Origin of the sequence: Ancylomarina sp. 16SWW S1-10-2 (assembly GCF_009669305.1) — a bacterium.
In the GTDB taxonomy this organism is placed as follows: Bacteria; Bacteroidota; Bacteroidia; order Bacteroidales; family Marinifilaceae; genus Ancylomarina.
This window is the reverse complement of record NZ_SADB01000008.1, coordinates 137628-162854: the sequence shown is the minus strand read 5'-3', so window position 1 is coordinate 162854 and position 25227 is coordinate 137628. Positions and strand designations below refer to the sequence as shown.

The following is a 25227-nucleotide window of genomic DNA, read 5'->3' as shown; positions in this document are numbered from 1 at the left end:
CTTTGTAAAGCAATTGCTTTAGACTATTTTTGCACGATTATAAAAAACGAGCATAAAATTCAATAAAAATAAGATGATGAGATTGATGTTATTACTAATTGCTACTGTATTGATCAGTTGTAGCAAAGTACCAGAGAGAAACTTTGAATTCACCTACAAGGTAGAGCTAAATGCAAACACGAATAAGAATATAAAAGTATGGATTCCCATTCCACAATCGAATGAAGTTCAAGTAATTAGCAAACTTTCAATTGAAACCGAACTAGATTATAAAATAGAAACTGAAAAACAGCATGGTAACACTTATTTCTATGCGCAGATTAAAAACGGTTTAGAACAAGCTACAGATATTAATATTCGTTTCAATGTAAATAGAAAGCAAAGAGGAAATGCTAGGTTTAAGTCTACAGATCCCAGTCAGTACTTAAAAGCTAATCGATTAGTCCCAATTGGAAATCGATTTGACTCTATTATTGAAGCCAATAAATTTACGCCAGAAAATATGAGACCTGTTTACGATTTCGTACTTAATGAGATGTATTATGGCAAACCAAAATCTCAAAATCAATCAGATCAATACTATGCTAGTTTACCCGAAAATATTAAAACTGGGATAACTAAAGACAGTGTTGTATCACTATATTTAGAAACAACTAAAATAGCTGGCGAATTCACCTTTGGAAATGGTAATTCAAATTATGCTTGTGATATTTCTGTAGGTAATTGTACCGATTTCCATTCATATTTTATGTCATTAGCTCGTAGTATGAAAATCCCATCACGTTTTCATATTGGATTTTCAATTCCCGAAGGTCAAAGTGGGATAATAGGTGGCTACCATTGTTGGGCTGATTTTTATCAGAATAATGAATGGTCTCCAGTAGATATTTCAGAGGCTGATAATAATCCATCTAAAACAGATTTCTATTTTGGAAACCTAGATGCAAATCGTGTTGAGTTTACTCAAGGACGTGATTTAATATTAGAAGGTTATACTAAAGGCCCCGTTAACTTCCTCATATACCCTATTGTAGAAAGTGATGGACAAACCAATACTTACACAAAATCATTTTCGTTCAAAGAGATTTAAATATCATTATTCATTAACTCGATCAGGTATTCTCTATTTCTCAATGCTTTTCTTATTTTTGCAAGAAATTAAACACAAATACATCATGATTAAGAACATTCCCAATATAAAACACACCGAATCAGGTAACTTTTTTCTTTTAGCAGGACCTTGTGCTATCGAAGGTGAAGAAATTGCAATGCAGATTGCTGAACGTATTGTTGAAATCACCAATAAACTTGAGATTCCTTTTGTTTTTAAAGGTTCGTACCGTAAAGCAAATCGCTCTCGTTTAGATTCTTTTGCTGGTATTGGAGATGAAAAAGCTTTAAAAATACTAAAAAAGGTTAGCGATACATTTGGCGTACCAACTGTAACAGATATTCACACCGCTGAAGAAGCTGCTATGGCTGCCCAATATGTGGATATCCTACAAATCCCTGCTTTTCTTTGTCGTCAGACCGACTTATTAGTTGCTGCTGCTAAAACGGGCAAAGTTGTAAACATTAAGAAAGGACAATTTTTAGCTGCGGAATCAATGAAATTTGCAGTTAACAAGGTTAGAGAATCTGGAAACGATAAAGTCATGCTAACCGACCGTGGAAACATGTTTGGCTACCAAGATATGATCGTAGATTACCGTGGAATTCCTACAATGCAAGAGAATAATTGTCCTGTTGTATTAGATATTACTCATTCACTACAACAGCCAAACCAAACTTCAGGTGTAACTGGTGGACGTCCAGACTTAATTGAAACCATTGCAAAAGCAGGTATAGCAGTTGGAGTCGATGGTATCTTTATTGAAACGCATCCTGATCCTGCAAATGCAAAATCTGACGGTGCCAACATGTTACATTTAGATCACCTTGAAGACCTATTGACTAAGCTTGTTGCTATCCGTAAAGTAGTGAATCAATTTTAATTGAAGCATCACTTTTAACATCATATAAAAAATCCTTGTGAGCAATATCTTACAAGGATTTTTCATTTTCAGCATTTACTCTATATAATAGCCTCGAATGGTTGTACCAGAAAACTGATTTCTCAACAAAATAAGAATCCTAATTCTGCTTTTATTTTCTTTATTTACTTTTATTCATAGAATTATTTCAGCTTAAAAAATTCATGATTTATCAATGCCTAGATGAAGAGTAACAAAAATCAACTTAAAACTAGATTGATGCTACATTTCACAAGCGAATCAATATCAGTTTCTGATTAAAATAAAAAAACCTCCGGAACTAACCGAAGGTTTTATACTATATATAGACTCTAAGTATATCATAACAAGAGCATTATTTATTTGACACTGATGAATTACTCGTATATTTTAGCTTCTATTTCACCTCTTAATACCATATAACCATTCATTGCAAGCGCTTTCATTTCATCTTCACCTGGATAAACAACAACTGGTGCTATAAATGATACCATTTCTTTCACATAGTTTACTAAATCACCATTGTGAGCTATACCACCAGTTAAGATAATACCATCAACGTCACCCTTTAAAGCTGCAGCACAAGCACCAATTGATTTACCTACTTGGTATGCCATTGCATCTTGAATTAGCTTAGCTTTAGCGTCTCCATCCTTAGCTTTCAATTCAATTTCGTAAGCATCATTAGTTCCCAAATGAGCAACTAAGCCACCTTCACCTTTAATCATTTTCTTAACTTCGTCCAAAGTCACATTACCACTAAAACAAAGCTTAGCTAGTGCTCCAGCAGGAAGAGTTCCAGAACGCTCTGGCGAAAAAGGACCTTCACCATCTAAGGCATTATTCACATCGATTACACGACCTTTAAGGTGAGCACCAACAGATATACCACCACCTAAGTGGGCAACAATAACATTTAATTCTTCATAATTTTTATCTACAGACAAAGCAAATGATCTACTTACAGCTTTTTGATTCAGAGCGTGGAAAATAGACATACGCTCAAACTCTGGATGACCAGAAATACGTGCAACATCAATCATTTCGTCCACTACAACAGGATCGGCAATATAAGCTTTTGCATTAGGTAATGACTGTGCGATATTATCAGCAATCAGTCCACCAAGATTACTTGCATGCTCTCCAAGAATTCCAATACGTAAATCAGATTTAAGTTTCTCGTCAACCAAGTAAACGCCAGATTCAATAGGTTTAATCAAACCACCACGTCCAACAACAGCCGCTATAAGATCAATCCTAATATCAGCCTCAATCAATTCTTTTAATATAATATCCTTACGGAATTCGAATTGTTCTGAAATGCTGTTAAACTGAGCTAACTCTTCGTTAGAATGCTTAATGTTCTTTAAAAATACTGATTTATCACCTTGATACACGGCAATCTTTGTAGAAGTAGATCCCGGATTAATAGCTAAGATTCTGCGATTTTCCATTAGAAATAGTAGTTTATTGTTTGTTTTGTATTTGAGTGCAAAATTACCATTCTATTAAAGATTTAAAAACAAAAACAGCAAACTTTTCTCACGCTACAAACAACTGTCTCAACTTCACAATTAACAACACAATATCAAACACTTAAGCGAGTAAATTGTTATTTTAAACAACAAAATTAAATTAGTTTTTTGAATGTTAGATTAGCTCATATAGGGTTTGAGCTTCTTTTTTATTGAAATCGCAGTTTCAAATGGAATATATAAGTCTCTTAACTCTTTGGAAAAAGGGAATAGTCCATTACAAACATCTATGTAAGTTGGATATTAACTTTTTAAATTACTTATAGAGCATACAGGAACGAACAAGAAATTCTAAACAAATAGCTTGCACAAAAACGACTAATACCTTAAATGCTTAGCTACGTTCTAAAAACTCGGTGATATCATCAAATGCAAGCTCATTAGGTTGAGCTTCGAAATAGTTAAATAAATCTGTCTCTGGCCATTTTTTAACCGAACGCATCACACGTCTCATCAGTTTATTTAGATCCTTTGGAAATTTAGATCCCTTCCACGAAGATGTATTGGTTATTATTACCCAAGTCGTTCCATCAGGATTTTGTTTTAAGAGAGCTGACGTTCCTGCAAGAGTTCCTGTTCTCCACCAAGTTCCATTCGATAGTGTTCCTTTCCACCCAATTGGGCTGAATCCTCGAGGGCTTGGTTTGGTCATGTATGCTATACTTTCTTTAGATAAAATATCAGCTTGCTTATCTTTACCATCAATAGCTACATAAAATTTCATTAGTTCAGCAGCAGAAGCTATCCAAGCACCAGCACCTCCAAGTTCTTCAATATTATTGCCACCATTACTACGATTCACTTTTCCTCCTGAACCATCAAAAGGAGAAACTAGTATTGCATTCGATTGTTCGTAATAGTTAACTTCATTAGGTAATTTATCGATTCGTAAATTTCGACCAATATGCATATCAAAAATACCTGCAGGTTGTAAAATATGTTCCTGCACATAGGCTTCGTAATCTTTACCCGATGCTTTTTCTACTATTTTACCTAAAATTACATAACCAAGATTTGAGTAACTTCCACGACTACCAGGCGCAAAATTCAAGCGTTTTGAAAGTGCAAATTCAATAATGGTTTCAGCACTTACCGGAGTAGGCACATCCATTTTTTTTGCAATTGTCAATGGCATAAACATTTGATCTCCGTATCTACTAGAAAAGCCAGAAGTATGTCTTAAAAGATTCTCTACAGTAATTTTCTTAGCTCGTTTATCATGAATAGTTAAGTAATTCTTTGAGTTAAGAATACCATCTTCACCAAAAACTCTATCGCTCAACTGCAATTTGCCTTCTTCCTTGAGTTTCATAATTGCAGTAGCGGTAATTAATTTTGAAACACTAGCAATACGAAACAAATGATCTGGTTCAACCTTCTCTTTTTTGTCTACATCAGCATATCCGTAACCTTTGGCAAATACAAGCTTTTCATTTTTTACTATAGCAACAGATGCTCCTTCTATTCGCCAATATTCAAGGAATCTATTAATTCTATAATCAGCTTTTTTAGTTGCATCTGATGACGAAAGTTCGTTTGAAATACGATGCGAAACAGGTGCAAGTTTGCTATCGTAAGGTATACGAGCTTCTTCTCCTTTTGACGAACTGGTATGTGTATCAAGTAATACAAAAACCAAAGTTAATACCAATATTATGATTTGTTTTATAGTCATTCTCCACATTTTATCTAATAAAGATCTCAGAACAAGATGCTTTACGGATATTCATCCCTCGCATAAATATAAGCCACAAAAATGACTATTATTTCTCAATTAGCGGCTATAAAGATAAAACATTTACTCTATAAATAAGCTGAAAACTATTATATTTCGCCTAAAAACAAGCACTTCAGGCACTTTAAATATATTTCATAAAAACAATCATTTAGATTCAAGACAAGCAATACGGTTATGATTTTAGGCTTTAAAAAAAAATGTATAAGCTATTGGAAAGAGAATCTCTAGAATAATTAAAGCTATTTTAGAACTAAAAATGCTAACATTTCGACACAATCTAGCTTGAAAAAACTAAAAACAGATATAATCATTTTAATACATCCAAACCTTCGTTTTAGGAATTCAAATTCACAAGTTTTACTTATATTTGCAATGACCTAAGATTAAAACTCAATTTAAAACTTTAAGCAATAAAAGTTAATTCACTAACGTTATCAGAACTGATTCAGATAGCTTAGATTTTGTATACCATAAATTGAGTTCTAAACCGCAACTAAAGCAATAAATGACAAAAGGCAAAAACACGACTACAAAAGCAAAAAAAAAGAATCCTCCTAAAAGAAAGCCAACACAAGCTAAAAAAGGGAAAGCTAAAAGAACTTTTAAAACTCGGCTTTTTCGATTTTTATTCTTCTGTATGCTTATAGCTGGATCCTTATTTGGTTTATTCTTAGCAAGCATCTATTATGGAGCTTGGGGTAAATTACCAGACTACCATACTTTAAAAACAATTCAAAATGCCGACGCTTCAGTCGTATACTCTGAGGATGGAACTGTTTTGGGACGTATTTACGCCGAAAATCGTACAAACATAGACTTTAGTGCTATTCCAATCAACGTTATAAACGCTCTAGTTGCTACTGAAGATTCACGATTCTATAGCCACGAAGGCATTGACGAAATTAGTTTGGTTCGAGTTCTAGTCAAAACGCTTATTCTTGGCAACAAAAACTCTGGAGGAGGAAGTACACTTAGTCAACAACTATCAAAGAATCTTTATCCTAGAAGAGATTTTGGTAAATTCTCTATGCCAGTCAATAAGATTAAAGAAGCCATAACAGCTTCGCGTTTAGAGAAAATCTATTCTAAAAAGAAAATTCTTCAACTCTATTTGAATACGGTTCCTTTTGGCGAACAAGTTTTTGGTATTGAAAGTGCCTCTCGCCAATATTTTAGTAAACCAGCTTATCAACTTAAACTTGATGAAAGTGCTGTATTAATAGGTATGCTAAAAGCTCCATCTTATTACAATCCAAGACGATTCCCTGAAAGATCGAAAAGACGTCGAAATGTAGTTATTGGACAAATGGCTAAAAATGATTTTATATCAGAAAACAAAGCAGAGCAACTTAAACGACAAGATTTAAAAATAAAATATCAAAGACAAAGCATCCATTCAGGTCTTGCTCCCTATTTATGTGAACGCATTCGTCTGGAAGCAGATAACATTCTGAAAAAATACACAAAAGCCGATGGTTCCTATTACGATATATATCGTGATGGTTTAAGAATTGTGAGTACACTAGATTACAGCATGCAAAAATATGCAGAAGATGCTGTTAAATATCACATGAAAAACCTACAAAACTTATTCGATAAACACTGGGGAAAACAAAACCCTTGGGACGATAATAAAGAAATTCTAAGTTCAGCAATTAGACGATCGCCTTATTATAAGAGCTTAAAAAAAGAAGGCAAAAAAGAAAATGAAATTAATGCACTTCTTAAAAAGAAAAGAGACATGAAAATTTTCACTTGGAATGGTGAAAAAGATGTGCAAATGAGTCCTCTAGATTCAATTAAACACTATATAAAACTTCTAAATACAGGTTTTGTTGCTATGGAAACAAAGTCTGGAAAAATTAAGGCTTGGGTTGGAGGTATCGACTTCAAACATTTTCAGTACGACCATGTTACGGGTAGACGACAAGTGGGTTCAATTTTCAAACCAATAGTCTACGCAGCCGCTCTTGAGGCTAATATGTCTCCGTACGAATATTATCCAAATAAACGCAAGATCTACCCAGAATTTCAAGATTGGTCACCAAGAAATGCTGATAACAATTACGAAGGAAGCTACAGTATGGAAGGTGCTTTGGCAGAATCTGTTAATACAATTGCTGTTGACCTTATTATGGAAACAGGTATAGAACCAACCATCGAACTCGCTGAAGAAATGGGTATTTCATCGCCCCTACCCAATGTGCCATCACTGGCTCTTGGTACGGCAAATATCTCACTTTTAGAAATGATACAGGTCTATGCTAACCTTGCTAATAGAGGTAAAGAAGTAGAACCTTATTATATATCTAGAATAGAAACCAACAAAGGTGAAGTTATTGTCGACTTAAACCCATTGGATAATGAGTATAAAACAAGTTTATCAGAAGAGAATGCTGATATAATTAATCACATGCTTACTGCTGTGGTAGATAGTGGCACAGCCAAATCTTTAAGAACCGTTTATGGTTTAAAAGGTGAATTTGCAGGTAAAACGGGAACAACACAATCACAGGCTGATGGATGGTATATTGGGTACAATCAAAATTTAGTTGCTGGAGCTTGGGTCGGAGCCGACGATATGAGAGTTCATTTCCGCTCTTTAGCTTTAGGCCAAGGTGCTACTATGGCTTTACCAATATATGGTAAATTTATGCATCAACTCAATAATAACAGTAAGTATCACAAATATTGTTACGCACCATTCTTTAAACCAGACAACGAAACACTAGCTCTGTTAGATATGCCTCACTACATGCCACCTAAAGCAGGATTCTTCGAAAGACTTCTTGGTATTGACAATAAACCAGAGGATAAAATAAAATTGAAGGAACGTAGAGCTAACAGAAGGAAAAATAAGAAATCGATATACGATAAAATCAAATCAATATTCAGCAGAAAGAACAAAGATAAGTAAACATGAAAAGCGTAAAATTACTAAGTGATTTTACGCTTTTTTATTTCCTCTATTGGTGTTGCCTTAATAACTATAATTGGTTAAACATTGTAACAAAAAAGAAAAGGTAGACCACCCATTTAATTTTATGCTATTCAAAATAAATTTACATATTGTAAAACTATACGTTTAAGATAATAACACTACCTTTAAACTTCAATCGAGCAAAACGACAGAGATTTACACCCACGTGAGTAAAAATCTCTTGCAAAAATAAAAAGTACATTAGATGTTATTTCAACAAATAACAACAAGAACAGCAACAACTTACAAAAACCAACATATAAATGGGATAAAGTGCATTGCACTTTACCCACTTGTTATGTACAATTAAGCTCTTTATGGAGAGATAAAACCCTCTTTATTTAAGGCTGAGACAAAACATGGGTGGAAAGTTCCTTAAGGCGTAAAAGGACAAGAAAGGCAATGCGTAGCATTGTTCAAGTCTTATTCGGTGCTACCGTGAAAGATCGCTCTTTCAAACGACTAGTATCGTTAACTAAGACTTGGATAAGTTACTGTTTTTTAGAATCAATGTCAAGAGCAAGATGAAATTCGACATTGATAAACAGTTAATTACACTTGTTCTTTTAAGAAAGGAACTTGTTTTATTGAGATCTTGTTTTGTATAAAGGACTCAGCCATGTATAGTTTGATATGACGCTGCCTTAGACAAATCTAAAGCTCATAAGATCAAACTAAACAAAGGAGTTTAAAAAGGAATAAAGAGTTTAACAGTGCCTTTTATCTATTTTAGTTAGAGAATTAATAGACTAAAATAGACCTAATTTTAAAAGCCTATTAGGGGTGATTTGCAACAAGGAGGCTTTAAAATGTAAAAGTACATAACAAGAGCTAAATTTAATTGGGGTTAAAGTTGTTTAATACTGCTTTCTATCTCTTAGAAAACTAGAAATGAGAGATAGAAAAGTGGTTTTAACACCCAACTAAACTTAGCAATACCGTTGTGCGGCATACTGAAAAAAAGCCCACGCTTGGCAAGCACATTTGGTTTTTTTGCCAACGCTAAAACCTTACGCTGAAAAACCAAAAGAGCTTGCTCTTTCCAAACCCATCATAAAACAATGAATATTTACACTAAATAATAGTGAACATTTAGTATCTTTGTGCGAAATAATTAAATAAGGTTTAAAATGAACCGAATTAAAGAAGTTTTAAAAGATAAAGGAATATCACAAACGTGGCTAGCCAAGCAAACAGGTAAAAGTTATAACACGATTAACGAATATTCTAGAAATGTAAGACAACCAAGTTTAGAAGATTTATACAAAATCGCTAAAATCTTGAATGTAGAAGCCAAAGAATTACTTGTACCAATTAAACAGCTGAATTGAGAACACAGATTGACATATTAGAAAATGAAATCTTGAAAAAATATCCAGATGTATTGGATATTCTTTTGCGAGACCAGACAACTCAAAAAAATATAATTTGGGCTACAAGTAATTATGATTACTTAGGAGAACACTATTTAAAAAGTAACCCAATTAAATCTGAATATATTACCGGCACAAATGGTAATGTAATAATGCCAAGGGTTCAAAAAGATGAAATATTACAACAATCCAGAGTAAAAAATATGGCAGAAGTGTTTACGCCTTCTTGGATTTGTAATTCTCAAAATAACTTAATAGATAATGCATGGTTCGAACGAAAAGATGTTTTCAATAAAGAAATACAAGATGAAAAAAAATGGAAGACTAACCTAGCAAAAATTAAATTTCAAAAAAACAAGACTTGGAAAGATTACATAAATGATACACGGCTTGAAATTGCTTGTGGAGAAGCACCATATATAACAAGTCGATACGACACTACTACTGGCAAATTCATTGAAATTGAAAACAGAATTGGTTTGTTAGATAGGAAACTAAGAGTTATCAATGAAAATGTTGATGAATTGAATGAATGGCTTAAGGCAACCAAGTCTGCTTATAAAAACACTTATGCTTATGAATGGCAAGGTGACAGTTTGTTATTAGCAAGAGAATCAATGCTATTTACTTTCATTGAAAACTACAAATATAAATTTGGAAAAGAACCTTTACTTAATTCAATTCAAGAGATAGCATATATAATTTGTTGGAATGTTTGGCAAATGGATGGTTTAAAAGGTGTAGTTCCATTCTCTTGTGGTGAAATAAAGATAAAATCGGTTAACCTATTTGGCGAAGAAGAAACTGACAATTCCTTTTGCAAAGGCTGTCTCAATAACAATTTGTTTGAACACAATGGAATTTACTGTTTAATTATGGACTGGTCAAACAAAGAATTAAAAGGTGAAAAACTAAGGTTTGTTGACCTAATTAAAAAATCAATCAATGGCAAATAATAATCAAATTGATATACAAATACTTGAGGAATTGATTGTCGGAAGAGTTGAGCCTCATATTTATGCTTTCACAACTGAAACAATTCCTAATTATTTAAAAGTTGGCGACACTTACAGACCTGTAGAAACAAGACTTAATGAGTGGAGAAAACACTTTCCTGAATTAGAGAAGAAATTTCAAGAAGTTGCAAAAGTTGACGAAGAAACTTTTTTCAGAGATTTTGCAGTTCATAAATATTTAGAAAACGAAATCCAAAAGTCTAGGTTATTGCCTGATTCATTAGAGTCAATACCATATTATTCAAATGAATTTTTCAAAGATGCTACACCTAATGACTTGGATGATGCTATAATTGACATAAAAGAATCTCACAAAAATAACGATACCAAATATCAGTTTTACAAATTTGATGGCAGTCTTATTCCAGAAACCCATACCTATAAAAGAACTGAAACTTATGAGCCAAGACCAAATCAAGACGAGACCATTAAAAGATTCAAAGTAGCATTAAGCAAAGGCAGAAACAATCTTTTAATGTATGCTGTAATGCGTTTTGGTAAATCATTTACTTCTATGTGTTGTGCAATAGAAATGAATGCTAAAATTGTTTTAATTGTTTCAGCAAAGGCAGACGTTAGGGGAGAATGGAAAAAAACTGTAGAAAGCCATAAAAAGTTTGATGGATTTACGTTTTTAGACAGCAACTCACTTTTACAAAGTGATACAATAATAAAAGAAAACATAGAGGCAAATAAAAAAATAGCTTTATTTCTTACTCTTCAAGACTTACAAGGCGATACAATAAAAACAAAGCATAAAGAAGTATTTGAAAATCAAATAGACCTTTTACTAATTGATGAAACACATTTTGGTGCAAGAGCATTAGAATACGGCAAGGTTTTAAAAGGCTTTTCTATCAAAGAACGAAAAAGTGAAGAAAAACTAAATGATGAATCCATAGACCAGTTAGACGACACCACAAAAACTATCAACGCAAAGGTTCGCATTCATCTATCTGGAACTCCATATCGAATTTTAATGAACAGTGAATTCACAAATGATGATATAATTGCTTTTTATCAATTCACAAATATTGCAGAAGACCAGAAAGTTTGGAATGAACACTATCTAACCAAAGATGAAGTAAAAGAGTGGGATAACCCTTATTACGGTTTCCCTCAAATGATACGCTTTGCATTTAACCCTAATGAATCTTCGAGACAAAGAATGGAGGAACTTAAAAAGCTAGGTATTACTTATGCTTTTTCTGAATTATTAAAACCTAAATCCATTCTTAAAGACAACACAAATCAACTCCATAAAAAGTTTATCTATGAACAAGAAATCATCGATTTACTTAACGTCATTGATGGCACAGATGAAGATGATAATTTATTAAGCTTTTTAGATTATAGTAAATTGAAAGAGGGTAAAATGTGTCGTCATATGGTTTGTGTTCTTCCTTATCGTGCTTCGTGTGACGCTTTTGAGGAATTAGTTAAGTCTAATGAATTTAAAAACTTAAGTTCTTACGAAGTAATCAATATTTCTGGCGTTGAAAATGACCAAATTTACAAAGACACACAGTCGGTAAAATCTAAAATAAGTAAATGTGAAAGTGAGAACAAAAAAACCATCACTTTAACTGTAAATAGAATGCTTACAGGAAGTACTGTTCCTGAATGGGATACGATGCTCTATTTAAAAGATACCGCTTCACCACAAGAGTACGACCAAGCAATTTTCAGATTACAAAGCCAATTTATTAAAGTTTACAAAGAACCAGATGGTGATATTGTAAAATACAATATGAAACCTCAAACCTTGTTAGTTGATTTTAATCCGAACAGAATGTTCCAAATGCAGGAGCAAAAGTCACAAATTTATAATGTGAATGTCGAATCTAACGGAAACACCAAATTAGAGGAACGCATAAAAAGAGAACTGCAAATTTCACCTATAGTTTTGATAAACAATAAAAAAATGGTTGAAGTTGAGCCAACTGACATTTTAGACGCAGTTCGTAAATATTCTAGTGAAAGAAGTGTATTAGATGAAGCTACATCTATTTCTATAGATTTTTCTTTGTTAGACATAGAGGCAATAAAAGCCGTAATCGAAAAACAAGGTGGCTTAAAATCAAGACAAGGTTTAGAAATAGAACCGTCGGAAGGAGAAGGTGACGATATTGATACTGGCGGCGAACCTGATAACGAAGATGAGCCAGATAACAAAGAAAAGAAATCTAAAACTTCGAAAGACGATGAAAAAATAGATTACAAAGGGAAGTTTGCTATGTATTATGCACGAATACTTTTCTTTTCCTTTTTAACAGATTCAGAAGTCAAATCACTTCAGAAAATTATTGAAGCAATAAACAATGATGAAAGTAATCTACGAATAGCATTCAACTTAAACCTGGAAATAGATATACTTTCATTATTTCAAGAGCATATTAACCCTTTTGTTCTAAGTGAGTTAGATTATAAAATCTCTAACATAAATTCATTAGCAAACGACACAACTATTTCGCCAATTGAAAGAGCAAGTAATGCGATGAAAAAATTTAGTCGTTTATCGGATTCTGAGATTGTTACACCAGAAATTGTTACTGATAAAATGATGAACTCATTACCAGCTGATGCAATAAACAAATCCACTTTACTACTTGATATTGCTTCCAAACAAGGCGAATTTGTTTATGCCACTTATAAAAAATTTGGGAAAGTTGTGGCTAACAATTTTTGCTCAATACCTACATCCAAAATTGCTTACGAGTTTACTAGAAAAGTATACAAACTCCTTGAACTAGATTTAGAAAATATAGAAACAAACTACACTTCTTACGATTTAATTGAAGAAAACAATTTGATTGAAGATGAATTAATAAAAATTAATAATAACGACATGAAATTTGATGTAATCGTTGGAAACCCGCCATATCAAGAAAGTGATGGTGGTGCCCAAGCTAGCGCCAAGCCCATATATCACGATTTTGTTAATGTTGCAAAACAACTTAGTCCTAATTATATCTGTATGATTATGCCAACACGTTGGTATGCCGGCGGTAAAGGTTTAGATACATTTAGAGACGAAATGCTAAATGATATTAAGATTTCAGAACTGCACGATTTTCTTAAACCTGAAATAATTTTTCCAAATATTAATCTACGAGGTGGAATTTGTTATTTTTTAAGAGATAACAATTATGATAATAGCAAACATTTAACTAAAGTATTTACTTATGGTGATAATTTAACCCCTACTCTACATTCTAGGAGTTTAAAAACTGTAGATTCCGATATTCTTATCCGTCACAGTATAGCTGTAGATATTCTACAAAAAGTTAAATCGAATAAAGAATTTGAATCTTTTGAAAATCATATTTCTTCTAGAAAACCTTTTGGATTTGATGGCAATATAGTTAAAAATAAAAGTGTCTTTAAACCATTCAAAAAAGGATTGAAGAATGCCGTTTTATGTTATGGAAAAGGAAAGCAAATTGGATATATAGAAAAGGATAAAATAACAAAAAACACTATCTGGATTGATAAATACAAAGTATTTGCACCATATGCCAACAATATTGGAACAGAATTAAACGATGATAATTTAAACGCATTCTTAGGTGAACCTAATTCAATAAGCACTGAGACTTATATCGTGATAGGAGCAAATTTAGAGTTAAATAAAGAATCCTCTAATAACTTGGTAAAATATTGCTATACGAAATTTACAAGGTTTATGCATAGTTTACCAAAAGTAAGTCAACACGGAACCTCAAAAACATACAAATTTGTTCCTCTTCAGCATTTCACTTCTGAATCTGATATAAATTGGAATAAATCCATTGAGGATATTGACAAGCAACTTTATGAAAAATATAAATTGAGTAAAGAGGAAGTTGAATTTATTGAAAAAATGATAAAACCAATGTAAGCCAACGCTAAAAGCCATACACATTTGCAATTCGCTCAATCCAACGCTGCAGCCAAAAATTGCAAAAGAGTATGTCTTTGCCAACGCTGACAGACAGACGAAAATAAAGTACGACCGCACACACATTTTGTATAAAACATGGCAGGGTTTGTAATTATTTGAATCGTCTCAACCCGCAGTTACAGTTCTTGCTGGTTGACAATTACTCTACCGCAAACTGCCACATTTCATACAATTTACCGTTGGCGGTAATTTGAGCATACCAAACATCAAAGAAATGAAAGAATATTTAAAATCATTTAATTTATTTACCGACATAGAGATTAATGATTTCTTGAATTTATCTCAAACTATTTTATTAAAAAAAGGCGATTTATATATTAATAATAATGAAATTTGCGACTCTATAGCTTTTGTCAAAAGTGGAATTTTTCGTTCCTATTATTATTCAAATAATGACGATGAAATTACATATTGTTTCACTTTTCCTAATAAATTATTAATGGCTTATTCTTCATTTATTTCACAAAAAAAATCTGAAGAAAATATTCAAGCTCTGACAGATGCTGAAATAATTTCAATACCAAAAGCAACTTTAGAAAATTTAGCCAAATCAAATAATAATTGGTTGCGTTTTTTGAAAATTATTGCCGAAAAGGAATATGTTGAATTAGAAAAATGGATATTTAATCATCAAAAAGATAAGGCTCAACAACGCTATTTAGATTTAATTACAACGCAACCTGAATATATCAAAGAGATTCCACTACATTATATAGCTTCTTACCTAGGCGTTACACAACGTCACCTAAGTCGAATAAGGGCTAATATTACGTATTAGACAAATGTCCTCTTCATAAACCTTTAGTACTTCATAAATTTGCATATAATTTAAAAACAAATATTATATGAAAACAATAATTTTAATTGGAGCAAACGGAAAAATGGGACAAGCTGCTTTAACTGGTCTTGGAAAACATAAAATTATAACCGCTGGACGGTCTGCCGATAATTATGACTTTCAAGTAGATATTACAAGCGAAGCATCATTAAGGAAATTATACGAAGATGTTGGTCATTTTGATGCTGTTGTAAACACTGTTGGTGTTTGTGAATATGCAAATTTTACTGAAATGACCGAAGAACAATGGATGAGTACCATTTTAAGTAAAATGATGGGACAAATAAACATTGTACGTATTGGTCAAGAATATATTGCAGATAAGGGGTCATTTACTTTAATAACAGGAATTTTAAATACTAAGCCTATACCTTTAGCAATTGCTGATGCTACTACTAGTGGAGCTATTGATACATTTGTTAAATGTGTTGCTTTTGAAATGCCAAGAGGAATCCGAGTAAACTCAATAAACCCAACTGTTTTAGAAGAGGCTTGGGATGTTTATGGTGAAATGATGCCTGGTTTTGAACCAGTTCCTGGTAGATTAGTTGGTAAAGCTTTTGAACGTTCGGTTGATGGGTTTATTACTGGTCAAGTGCTTTTTGTTGATGCATAAATAAAAACTACCTATTTTAATAGAAATCAAACTTAAGCCGTATATAATTTATTGCTAAGTCCTCACCTATTTACGAAAGTTTGTGAGGGCTTTTTATTTAGTTATTAGTTACTAAATTAGTTGCTTGAAACACGCAACAAACCATATACACCAACGTAGCCAATTAGAAAAATAAAAAGATATACAACTTGCAAGTAGAAATAAAAAATCCAAGAATTAAATGTTACAAATGCATGAGGCCTTCAAGCACATGTATTTGTAAATATATTAGTCCTTTCCAGACTAAAACTCGCTTTATTATTCTTATGCACCCGAAAGAGTACAAAAAAGAAAAAAACGGAACGGGTCATATGACTAAGCTTCAACTTGAAAATTCAGAAATTATAGTTGGTGTCGATTTCACCAATAATAATCGTGTAAATGAAATACTGGCAAAAGAAAACAGTTCTTCTTTTTTACTTTATCCAGGAAAAGATAGTTTCAACTTATCGACAAGAAAAAGTTCAGAAATGAATTCTTTTATGGGTAATAATCCACACATCTTTATTCTAGATGGCACATGGCCCTGTGCCCGTAAAATGCTTAAACTAAGTAAAAACTTGCAAAAACTAAAAAGAGTGAGCTTTGATAATGAAATAAAATCAAAATTTATTATCAAGCAACAGCCAGAACCTCTTTGTCTTAGTACTATCGAGTCAGTCTATACTGTCTTAAATTTACTTAAGAAAGGTGACGTAGAACAATGCGAGACAAAGGATTTCCTTATTCCTTTTGAAAAAATGATTGAGTATCAAGTCGAATATATTCTACATCCAAATATTAATAGCTACCGTCCAAGTGCGAAAAGAGAGGTTATACCTAAGGACCGGTATAAGAAGAAAACGCAAAGAAGTATTTTTTTTAAACAAGAAAGTTAGATGGCTTTTCTGTGAATGTTAGTAGTTAAAGGTGCTGTTATTAAATTAAACGTATTAAACCTCAAAAGCAGATTTAAACCTAATGAAACTGATCAAAGGTAACAACTATCAGAATTCATTATTACATCAAGTATTCAATAGTATATCATACACAAAACGAAGACATTACAGAATATTAAAATCTTTTCTTCCACCAAAACTTAAGACGTTCTAAGATCTTTACTTCTAAAGCATTGTTTTGTGGTATATATAATCGTTGATTCGCTATTTCCTCAGGAAGATATTCCTGATCAACAAAATTACCCGGATAATCGTGAGAATACTTGTAATCCTTTTTATATCCTAAGTTCTTCATCAATTTTGTGGGTGCATTACGCAAATGTAATGGAATAGATAAGTTGCCAGTTTCTCTAACCAAAGCCTGTGCCTTACCTATTGCTAAATATGATGCATTACTTTTAACCGATGTTGCCAAATAAATAACCACTTCTGAGAGAATAATTCGCGACTCGGGCATCCCTACCAAGTTGACCGATTGAAAACCAGCATTGGCCAAAAGCAATGCATTCGGATTAGCTAAACCAATATCTTCACTGGCCGAAATAACCAAACGACGTGCTATAAATTTAGCATCTTCTCCTCCCTCAATCATTCTAGCCAACCAATAAACAGCAGCATCAGGATCGCTACCACGAATCGATTTAATTAAGGCAGAAGCTATATCGTAATGTTGCTCTCCATCCTTATCGTACATCGATGGATTTTCTTGTAGCTCTTTCAGCACCAAATCATTGGTTAAAACAATTTCATCAGTCATCTGAGAACTAATCACCAATTCTAGGATATTAAGGAGCTTACGTGCATCTCCACCAGAGAATTTTATAAGAGCATCCTTTTCCTTTACTGTAACTTGCTTTTCTTTTAAGTAAATATCTTTTGTTAAAGCATGATCAATCAGATATTCTAAGTCTGACTTTTCCTGTGCTTTTAACACGTATACCTGACAACGCGAAAGTAAGGGTGAAATCACCTCAAATGAAGGATTTTCAGTTGTAGCACCAATTAAAGTTACCGTACCATTTTCAACGGCTCCTAAAAGAGAATCCTGTTGTGACTTACTAAACCGATGTATTTCATCGATAAACAAAATAGGATTTGGTGTAGAAAAAAACTTTTGTTTCTCAGCTTTTGCTATAACTTCCCTAACATCTTTTACACCAGAATTAATTGCCGATAAATTATAAAATGGGCGATTTAATTGATTGGCAATAATCTTTGCTAAAGTGGTTTTACCAACACCTGGAGGTCCCCAAAGAATAAAGGATGAAATATTACCAGATTCAATCATCTTTCTAAGAACAGCGTTCTCTCCAACCAAATGTTTCTGTCCTAAATAATTATCAAGACTAGTAGGTCTTAATCGTTCTGCTAAAGGTTGGTTTACTGCCATAAGACAAAATTAAAGTCCCGATAGCTATCGGGAAAAGGTTAAATTATAAAAGTTAAGATAAAAAACTTAAGCTTTTGTTGTGCTCAGCATCCTGGCTAACAATAATCTATTTTTCTATATTACAATAACGCTTAATCACATTATAGGCATCAAGTAAACCCAGCTCACCAGCTTTACTTAAATCGCCATAAGCCGACTTTTTATCGTTATTGTATAAATAGACTAAGCCTCTATTAAAATAAGCTTCTTTAAGCATATGATCTAATTCAATAGCTTTATTATAATCCAAAATTGCTTTATCAAATTGTTTCGACTTAGCATAGGTATTTCCTCTATTAAAATAAGCAAATACAAAATCTGGGTTCAAGTCTATAGCCTTATTATAATCATTAACAGCGGAACTGTAATCGACAATAATCTCTCGATTCTTCCCTTTTGTTCCATTATTTAAGCTCAAATTGGTATCATCATTCACCCCTATCGATTGAATGTAATCAGTCATATCGACAATCGCATTGGCTCTATTGAAATAAGCAAATGCAAAATCGTTGTTCTGCTCAATACATGCATTAAATGAAGCAATAGCATTATTATATTTTTTATTCGTCAACTCATAGGTTCCCTTATAAAAATAGGCTTCACTATCTCCCATTTTAATACTGAGTTCAGCCTTTTTAATCTGCTGTTTAATCAAGTTTTGGGAAAATGTATAATGCTTATTACTATAAGCAAAGGCAGGTGTATAGTTATGCTTTTGATTATAATTCATCAATTCCTGATCGTAATACTGCATTTTCCCAGCTCGCAGACTATCGATGGATAAATAGCTGATGTAAAAATCTTTTTCTAGTTTAATTCTTACAAATTTATCCTGAACACGTCCTTTTATAATTTCTTCAACAATTTTTTCTCTAGAGTTCAGATCTATTAATCGCTGAAAATTTTCAGTCGTATCAACGAAAGGTGCCATAGCTCCTCCATTCTTCATCCGTTTATACTTATCAATAATGAGTAATCCTTGATTTCTATCCTTAAAAGAACCATCCATATCATTAATATCCCTTTTTGATGATGATCGTGCTAAGTAGGCCTTTGCAAAATCGGGATATATATTAATTGCTGTTGTATAATCTGCAATAGCACCTAAATTATCACCTATATCAGCTTTCACCAATCCTCGATTGAAATAAATAAGCATGTTATCAGGATTCATATCCAATACCATATTAAAATCGTCAATAGCTGAATTAAAATCGCCTACCTCCGATTTAAGTAGAGCTCTGTTATAATAGCCATAAGCATTATTCGGATCAAGCTCAATGACCTTATCGTAATCAGCCAAAGCGCCTTTTAAATTTTTTGTAGCGTAATTGGAGATACCTCGTCCCATTATCAATCTTGCATCATCAGGTTTAATCTTTAAAGCTCTCTCATAATCATCAACAGACTCCTTATATTTTTTGACCTTGTACTTTAAATAAGCTCTATGGCCAAAAGCATCAGCAGAAAAATTATTAAGTTGAACAGCTTTATTACAATCAGCAATAGCACCTTCAAAATCATCCAATTGTTCTCTTACAACTGCCCTATTCAAATACGAACCAAGCATATCGGGCTTAAGCTTAATAGCCTTTGAGTAGTTGCTATCTGCTTCCTTAAAACGTTTTAATGCAGCCAAGGTAATACCTCTATTTGCGAATATATCTGAATTTGTGGGATTCAAATCTTCGGCCATATCAAAATCCGTAAGAGCCAAATTATATCGACTTAAATGATTATAGGCAACACCTCTATACAAATAAGCTAAAGTATAATTAGGATTAATCGAAATAGCCTTTGTATAGTCAATTACAGCACCTTCAAAATCTTCAAGATAATATTTAGCCAATGCTCTAAAAAGATAGGGTTCTGGAAGATATGGCTTCACTCTTATGATCTCATTAAATTTGATAATGGCTTCTGTATAATCATCAAAATAAATGGCATTACGTCCCTTTGATAATAAATTTTCTGTGTTAAGTTGTGCACTAGCAGTTGTTAAACAGAATACAATACTGAAAAATAAAAGAAGTCGGTATAAACGCATATAAAAATTGATTACAAGTGTTGAATTACAAACTTAAAAAATCTCGCTTGTAATTGGATTAAATTAACAGATTTTAAATCAATAAATTCAAACTTAAATTTGATTTTAATCCTCAATTATAAATTAAAAAAACATATTCATTCTATTTTCATTTCACTATTAAATGTCTTAACTTGAAGATAGAATCATATTGATTGGATGCTTCAATGATAAATAACTTGCATCAATTTTAAATATATTGTATCAAAAAAAGCATCAATTGGATTTTAATAATTTAAAACCAATAGCTATGAAAGATATTCTGAATCAGTATATGAAAAAGAGGTATCAACTTAAGGAAATGACATCAACAAAATATCAATTTCCAGGACCAGTTATTACCATATCTCGAGAATGTGGTTGCCATGCAATTACTATAGCCAATGAACTCGTTAGCAAACTCCAACAAATTACTGGACAAGAATGGACAGTATTAACAAAAGAGATTATAGAAGAAGCAGCTCAAAAATTAGGCTTACAGCCTAAAAAGCTTGAATACGTTTTTGAATCGAGAGAAAAATCGACTTGGGATGAAATTTTTTCAGCCATGTCCAATAAATACTACAAAAGTGATAAACTAATTAGGAAAACAATTGCCGAAGTTGTGCAAGCCATGGCTAGACGAGGCAACTGTATTATTATTGGACGAGGTGGTATATCTCTAGCAAAAGATATTGAAAAATCCTTACACATCAGACTTCAAGCTCCCTTAAAGTGGCGAGCAGAACAATTGCAGAAGAGTCATGCTGGTAAACTTGAAGAAATGATGATTTATGCTCAAACAGTGGACAAGAAACGTGATTTTTTAAGAAATTTCTTTAATAAAACCCCCTTAGAATTATGTTATTTCGATGTTATTTTCAACTCAATGAAACTCAAAGATAAAATTATTGTGAATGCAACAATTTCAATTTTAAAAGAAAAACACATCATCTAGTTTAGTCTCTTTTTATTAAATAAACACAGTATGTTAATCGATGTTTTACTTATTTCATCGAGTCAAATACTAATTATATCTAAAAACTTAAGCAAAGTCCTTATATGAATTGGCTAGGTTTAAGTTTTTGTTATTTTTGCACTCATTAACTAATTTTCCGAGAAAAGAACAACAACAAAACATTAATTAAGAAAATTAGATCATTTTTTAATTTAAACAACAATACTATGAATTTTAAGATTATTGCGGCAGCTCTACTAATTGGAGGAACTGTATTTTCTTCATCGGCTGAAGCTAAAAAAGACAAAAAAAAGGACAAACAAGAAGGTTACGTATTTACTGATGTAAAACGCATGCCTGCAACATCTGTAAAAGATCAGCACCGTTCGGGTACATGTTGGGCATTTTCTGGTTTATCATTTATGGAATCTGAGATGCTTCGTATGGGTAAGCCTGAAGTAGATTTATCTGAAATGTTTGTCGTTTACAACTGCTACTCAGATAAAGCGATTAAAGATGTTCGTTTGAGCGGAAAATTCAACTTTGGTGGCGGTGGAGCTTTTCACGATGTTACTTATGTAATGAAAAACTACGGTATCGTTCCTGAATCGGTATATGCTGGATTAAATTACGGCGAAACAGGTCATACTCATGGTGAAATGGATATTATCCTTAGCAACTATGTGGATGCTGTAATACAAAATAAAAACAAAAAGTTAACACCTGTTTGGCACAAAGGTTTCGATGGTGTTTTAGATGCTTACTTAGGAAAATTACCTAAAACGTTTGAGTACAAAGGCAAAGAATACACGCCTAGATCGTTTGCTGATGACTATACAGGTCTTAATGCTGATGATTATATCGAAATATCTTCATATACTCACCACCCATTTTACGAAAAATTTATTATCGAAGTTGGTGACAACTGGTTATGGGACGAAGTTTATAACTTACCTATTGACGAGATGATGGACGTTATGGAAAGTGCTATTATGGATGGTTACACAATTGGATGGGCTGCTGATGTAAGTGAAAAAGGATTTGCATACCGTAAAGGTGTTGCAATTGTTCCTGAAGCAGATACTAAGAATATGAGCGATTCTGAGATTTCTAAATGGCAGGATATGTCTGACAAGAATAAGAATGCTAAATTATTTAGCTTCAAAGGTCCTGGTGCTGAAAAAGTAATTACTCAAGAAATGCGTCAAGAAGCTTTCAATAACTACACAACAACTGATGATCACGGTATGCACATTGTAGGTATTTCTAAAGATCAAAACGGGAACAAATATTTTATCGTAAAAAATTCTTGGGGTACCGATAACAATCCATACGATGGTTATTTTTATGCTTCATTTCCTTTTGTAGCCTATAAAACAATGTCTTTCATGATTAATAAAAATGCAGTTCCTGCAAAATTGAGAAAGAAATTAGATATAAAATAAACAAACACAATAACATAAAAAAAGCTCGATTCTAAGAATTGAGCTTTTTTTTATGCCTTTAATTAACAATTTTATATACTTGGTTCGATTTTTGATTACTTTCATAATTGAAAAATTTAATATAAATTCGTAAGTCAGTAGAATTATATTCTATACATAATTAGGAAACACATCAATTACTTAATACAAAATCTAAGATTATGAAAAAATTATTATTAGTAGCAGCAATCAGCTTATTTTCATCAGCTTTGTTTGCTCAATTAGCCTCACCTATTAGCATTGGTATTCACGGTGGACTTGTTAGTACAAAAGCGGATACTGATATAAGTGGCATTAAAGATAAAGCCGATAATGGTATGATGTTGGGTGCCTTTGCTAGAATCAACCTCAACAAGTGGTATATTCAACCAGAATTGAATTACGTATCACGTAAATCAACTCTTGAGTACATGGGTGGATCTGCAGATATCAAAACAAAAAGTATCGATATTCCAGTATTATTGGGATACAAAATTATTAAACTGCCTGTGATTAAGGTAAGAGCATTTGCTGGACCTGTAGCTTCATTTAGTATCGATGACAACTTTAAAGATTTTGTAACTGATGGTGTAAATGACTTTAGTCCAAAAGTGAAAGACGCTGTTTGGAATGCTAAGGTTGGTGCTGGTATCGACGTTTGGAAATTAACGTTTGATGTTGATTACGAATTTGGCTTAACTGATGTTTCTTCTGAATTTCTTAAGAAAAACAAAATGTTTAATGTGACTTTAGGATTCCGTTTATTGTAAACACATTACATTATAAAACAAAAAACCACCAAATAATTGGTGGTTTTTTTATGCTTTAAAGTGAATGCGATATCTTAAAACTCACTCAAAATACCTCCTGTCATTCGAACTAGGCTTGTTTTCGATTGAATCAAATTGAATATTGCAGCTAGTCTGGCCAATGAAGCATTCTGATAACTTATTTGAACATCACGATAATTAAAGGAATTAATACTACCCGATTCGTACTTCTCCTTAGACAATTGCATATTAATCTCTGTAGCCGACAAATTCTCTTCAGCTAAATCGAACAATTCCTTGCGCAGCTCATACAATTCGAAATTCTGAGCTAACGTATTAGTCAAACTATGCTTTAAATCTGCTGTTTCTATCTTCGAAATTTCTTCTTCAATTTTTGCTATTTGCAAAGCTCTACGATTTGCATTCCCATTAAATATCAAATAATTAAGACTTAAGTTGGCGTACAAAGCATGAGATTTTGAATCAACTTTAGAAGCAACATCATACTTTTGATTAAGCCTATAACCTTCTGCTCCTGCTCCTAAAGAAACACTAGGGTAATAATTCGATCGAGCCATTTCTATATCGCGCTTCTGAATCGTTTCTTGCATATATCGATTCTTTAAGTTGTTATTATTCGCAAACATCTTATCAAGCAAATCAGCTAGTCGAAAATCAGTCACTGGGGTCATAAAAACATCGGTAAAAATATACTGAGTACTTTCTTTAACACCTAGCAAAAAATTCAAATCACGTACTGTGTTATTATAATTCACTTGCTGTGTCAGGTAGTTCGACTTGTCCTCAAGAAAAGCATTCTTAGCCAAAAGCAACTCGTAACTTCCTGTAGTACCAATATCACTTGCTACTTTCTCATTAGAAAATCTATCTTCAGAAAGTTCCATTATTTTTTTGCTAACATTCAAGCGTTCCTGCTCCATTAGAGTTTTATAATAGGCTAAAATGATCAATTCAATCTGACTTTCAACAGCAACAATGGTATTACCCTTCGATAATGCGGCTAAGTCATTAAACTTATCCTTACGAATTCTCACAGCAAAACCATCGAATAGAGTCCATGTTAAATCAAGCGATGGACTTAAAATATTCTGTCTATAATCATCACTTTCGTTATAGTCTTTCTTATTAGCTGAGCTAAAATTAAACTCTACTTTAGGATATTGTCCTGCATTACCCCAAGTATTATTTAAGTCAGCAATTTTCTCTGATTGCCGTACAATCTGAATATTATAATTCTTCTCTAAACCTACTTCTATTGCTTGAGCAAGACTTAATTCTTTCTGCGCAGACAAAGTCCCAGCACAAAACAACATGAGTATGATTGATATATATTTATTCATTGTTTCGTTATTTTAAAAGTCCAAAAAATCTAAAGGTCGAAGGGTCTAAAAAGTCAAAGAGTCTGAAAAGTCTAAATGTCAAAAATCAACAAGCTCCTTTACCCTTTCTTTGTTTACTTTATCCTTCACTCACTCTACCCTTTAAACTTATTC

General features: G+C 32.6%; 17 protein-coding genes. 12 read left to right on the top strand and 5 right to left on the bottom strand.

What is annotated here, in order from left to right; genetic code table 11:
• Positions 1–85 precede the first annotated feature (85 nt).
• Positions 86–1090, top strand: coding sequence for a transglutaminase domain-containing protein (locus EMN46_RS08640; RefSeq protein ID WP_229130315.1), 1005 nt, complete (start codon positions 86–88; stop codon positions 1088–1090).
• An 85-nt stretch (positions 1091–1175) separates the two neighbouring features.
• On the top strand, positions 1176–1994 hold the full coding sequence (gene kdsA, locus EMN46_RS08635) for a 3-deoxy-8-phosphooctulonate synthase (RefSeq protein WP_154200403.1): 819 nt from the start codon (positions 1176–1178) through the stop codon (positions 1992–1994).
• A gap of 395 nt (positions 1995–2389) precedes the next feature.
• On the opposite strand, the gene buk is transcribed toward kdsA, so the two are convergent.
• Both buk and EMN46_RS08625 read right to left on the bottom strand, forming a co-directional pair.
• A complete protein-coding gene (gene buk / locus EMN46_RS08630) occupies positions 2390–3466 on the bottom strand; it encodes a butyrate kinase (RefSeq protein WP_154200402.1) in 1077 nt (358 codons plus the stop codon).
• Between the two features lie 415 nt (positions 3467–3881).
• Positions 3882–5222, bottom strand: coding sequence for a serine hydrolase (locus EMN46_RS08625; protein WP_195715222.1), 1341 nt, complete (start codon positions 5220–5222; stop codon positions 3882–3884).
• 568 nt (positions 5223–5790) lie between these two features.
• On the opposite strand from EMN46_RS08625, the gene EMN46_RS08620 reads away from it, so the two are divergent.
• The 7 genes from EMN46_RS08620 to EMN46_RS08590 all read left to right on the top strand — a co-directional run bounded on the left by EMN46_RS08620 (position 5791) and on the right by EMN46_RS08590 (position 16968).
• On the top strand, positions 5791–8202 hold the full coding sequence (locus EMN46_RS08620) for a penicillin-binding protein 1A (RefSeq protein ID WP_154200400.1): 2412 nt from the start codon (positions 5791–5793) through the stop codon (positions 8200–8202).
• A gap of 1193 nt (positions 8203–9395) precedes the next feature.
• The gene (locus EMN46_RS08615) at positions 9396–9596 is read left to right on the top strand and encodes a helix-turn-helix domain-containing protein (protein ID WP_154200399.1); all 201 of its coding nucleotides are present in this window, start codon (positions 9396–9398) and stop codon (positions 9594–9596) included.
• On the top strand, positions 9593–10594 hold the full coding sequence (locus tag EMN46_RS08610) for a restriction endonuclease subunit M (protein WP_154200398.1): 1002 nt from the start codon (positions 9593–9595) through the stop codon (positions 10592–10594). The genes EMN46_RS08615 and EMN46_RS08610 overlap by 4 nt, the downstream gene beginning before the upstream one ends.
• The gene (locus EMN46_RS08605; protein WP_154200397.1) at positions 10584–14534 is read left to right on the top strand and encodes an Eco57I restriction-modification methylase domain-containing protein; all 3951 of its coding nucleotides are present in this window, start codon (positions 10584–10586) and stop codon (positions 14532–14534) included. Before EMN46_RS08610 ends, EMN46_RS08605 begins: the two co-directional genes overlap by 11 nt.
• 277 nt (positions 14535–14811) lie before the next feature.
• A complete protein-coding gene (locus EMN46_RS08600; RefSeq protein ID WP_154200396.1) occupies positions 14812–15375 on the top strand; it encodes a Crp/Fnr family transcriptional regulator in 564 nt (187 codons plus the stop codon).
• 67 nt (positions 15376–15442) lie between these two features.
• Complete coding sequence (locus tag EMN46_RS08595) at positions 15443–16051, top strand: short chain dehydrogenase (RefSeq protein WP_154200395.1); 609 nt, start codon at positions 15443–15445, stop codon at positions 16049–16051.
• A 188-nt stretch (positions 16052–16239) separates the two neighbouring features.
• Positions 16240–16968 (top strand): tRNA-uridine aminocarboxypropyltransferase, encoded by a 729-nt coding sequence (locus EMN46_RS08590; protein ID WP_229130314.1) that lies wholly within the window; start codon positions 16240–16242, stop codon positions 16966–16968.
• Between the two features lie 175 nt (positions 16969–17143).
• Here the strand turns inward: EMN46_RS08590 and EMN46_RS08585 are convergent, their stop codons facing one another.
• Both EMN46_RS08585 and EMN46_RS08580 read right to left on the bottom strand, forming a co-directional pair.
• The gene (locus EMN46_RS08585) at positions 17144–18418 is read right to left on the bottom strand and encodes a replication-associated recombination protein A (RefSeq protein WP_154200394.1); all 1275 of its coding nucleotides are present in this window, start codon (positions 18416–18418) and stop codon (positions 17144–17146) included.
• Between the two features lie 106 nt (positions 18419–18524).
• Positions 18525–20504 (bottom strand): tetratricopeptide repeat protein, encoded by a 1980-nt coding sequence (locus tag EMN46_RS08580; RefSeq protein ID WP_154200393.1) that lies wholly within the window; start codon positions 20502–20504, stop codon positions 18525–18527.
• A gap of 289 nt (positions 20505–20793) precedes the next feature.
• On the opposite strand from EMN46_RS08580, the gene EMN46_RS08575 reads away from it, so the two are divergent.
• From EMN46_RS08575 to EMN46_RS08565, 3 genes are all read left to right on the top strand, one after another.
• Positions 20794–21480: an AAA family ATPase gene (locus EMN46_RS08575; RefSeq protein ID WP_154200392.1), complete on the top strand. Its 687-nt coding sequence runs from the start codon at positions 20794–20796 to the stop codon at positions 21478–21480.
• Positions 21481–21632: 152 nt separating this feature from the next.
• A complete protein-coding gene (locus tag EMN46_RS08570) occupies positions 21633–22925 on the top strand; it encodes an aminopeptidase C (protein WP_368667510.1) in 1293 nt (430 codons plus the stop codon).
• Between the two features lie 200 nt (positions 22926–23125).
• Positions 23126–23713 (top strand): porin family protein, encoded by a 588-nt coding sequence (locus tag EMN46_RS08565; RefSeq protein WP_154200390.1) that lies wholly within the window; start codon positions 23126–23128, stop codon positions 23711–23713.
• A gap of 74 nt (positions 23714–23787) precedes the next feature.
• Here EMN46_RS08565 and EMN46_RS08560 read toward each other — a convergent pair whose 3' ends face one another.
• Entirely contained in the window at positions 23788–25074 is a 1287-nt protein-coding gene (locus EMN46_RS08560) for a TolC family protein (protein ID WP_154200389.1), read from the bottom strand.
• Positions 25075–25227: the final 153 nt, after the last annotated feature.

Bases quoted from the DNA above. Each gene is read 5' to 3' on its own strand.
- EMN46_RS08625 (WP_195715222.1), bottom strand. From the start codon at position 5,222: ATGACTATAAAACAAATCATAATATTGGTATTAACTTTGGTTTTTGTA.
- EMN46_RS08620 (WP_154200400.1), top strand. From the start codon at position 5,791: ATGACAAAAGGCAAAAACACGACTACAAAAGCAAAAAAAAAGAATCCT.
- EMN46_RS08615 (WP_154200399.1), top strand. From the start codon at position 9,396: ATGAACCGAATTAAAGAAGTTTTAAAAGATAAAGGAATATCACAAACG.
- buk (WP_154200402.1), bottom strand. From the start codon at position 3,466: ATGGAAAATCGCAGAATCTTAGCTATTAATCCGGGATCTACTTCTACA.
- EMN46_RS08600 (WP_154200396.1), top strand. From the start codon at position 14,812: ATGAAAGAATATTTAAAATCATTTAATTTATTTACCGACATAGAGATT.
- kdsA (WP_154200403.1), top strand. From the start codon at position 1,176: ATGATTAAGAACATTCCCAATATAAAACACACCGAATCAGGTAACTTT.
- EMN46_RS08575 (WP_154200392.1), top strand. From the start codon at position 20,794: ATGAAAGATATTCTGAATCAGTATATGAAAAAGAGGTATCAACTTAAG.
- EMN46_RS08595 (WP_154200395.1), top strand. From the start codon at position 15,443: ATGAAAACAATAATTTTAATTGGAGCAAACGGAAAAATGGGACAAGCT.
- EMN46_RS08640 (WP_229130315.1), top strand. From the start codon at position 86: ATGTTATTACTAATTGCTACTGTATTGATCAGTTGTAGCAAAGTACCA.
- EMN46_RS08585 (WP_154200394.1), bottom strand. From the start codon at position 18,418: ATGGCAGTAAACCAACCTTTAGCAGAACGATTAAGACCTACTAGTCTT.
- EMN46_RS08565 (WP_154200390.1), top strand. From the start codon at position 23,126: ATGAAAAAATTATTATTAGTAGCAGCAATCAGCTTATTTTCATCAGCT.
- EMN46_RS08605 (WP_154200397.1), top strand. From the start codon at position 10,584: ATGGCAAATAATAATCAAATTGATATACAAATACTTGAGGAATTGATT.
- EMN46_RS08560 (WP_154200389.1), bottom strand. From the start codon at position 25,074: ATGAATAAATATATATCAATCATACTCATGTTGTTTTGTGCTGGGACT.
- EMN46_RS08580 (WP_154200393.1), bottom strand. From the start codon at position 20,504: ATGCGTTTATACCGACTTCTTTTATTTTTCAGTATTGTATTCTGTTTA.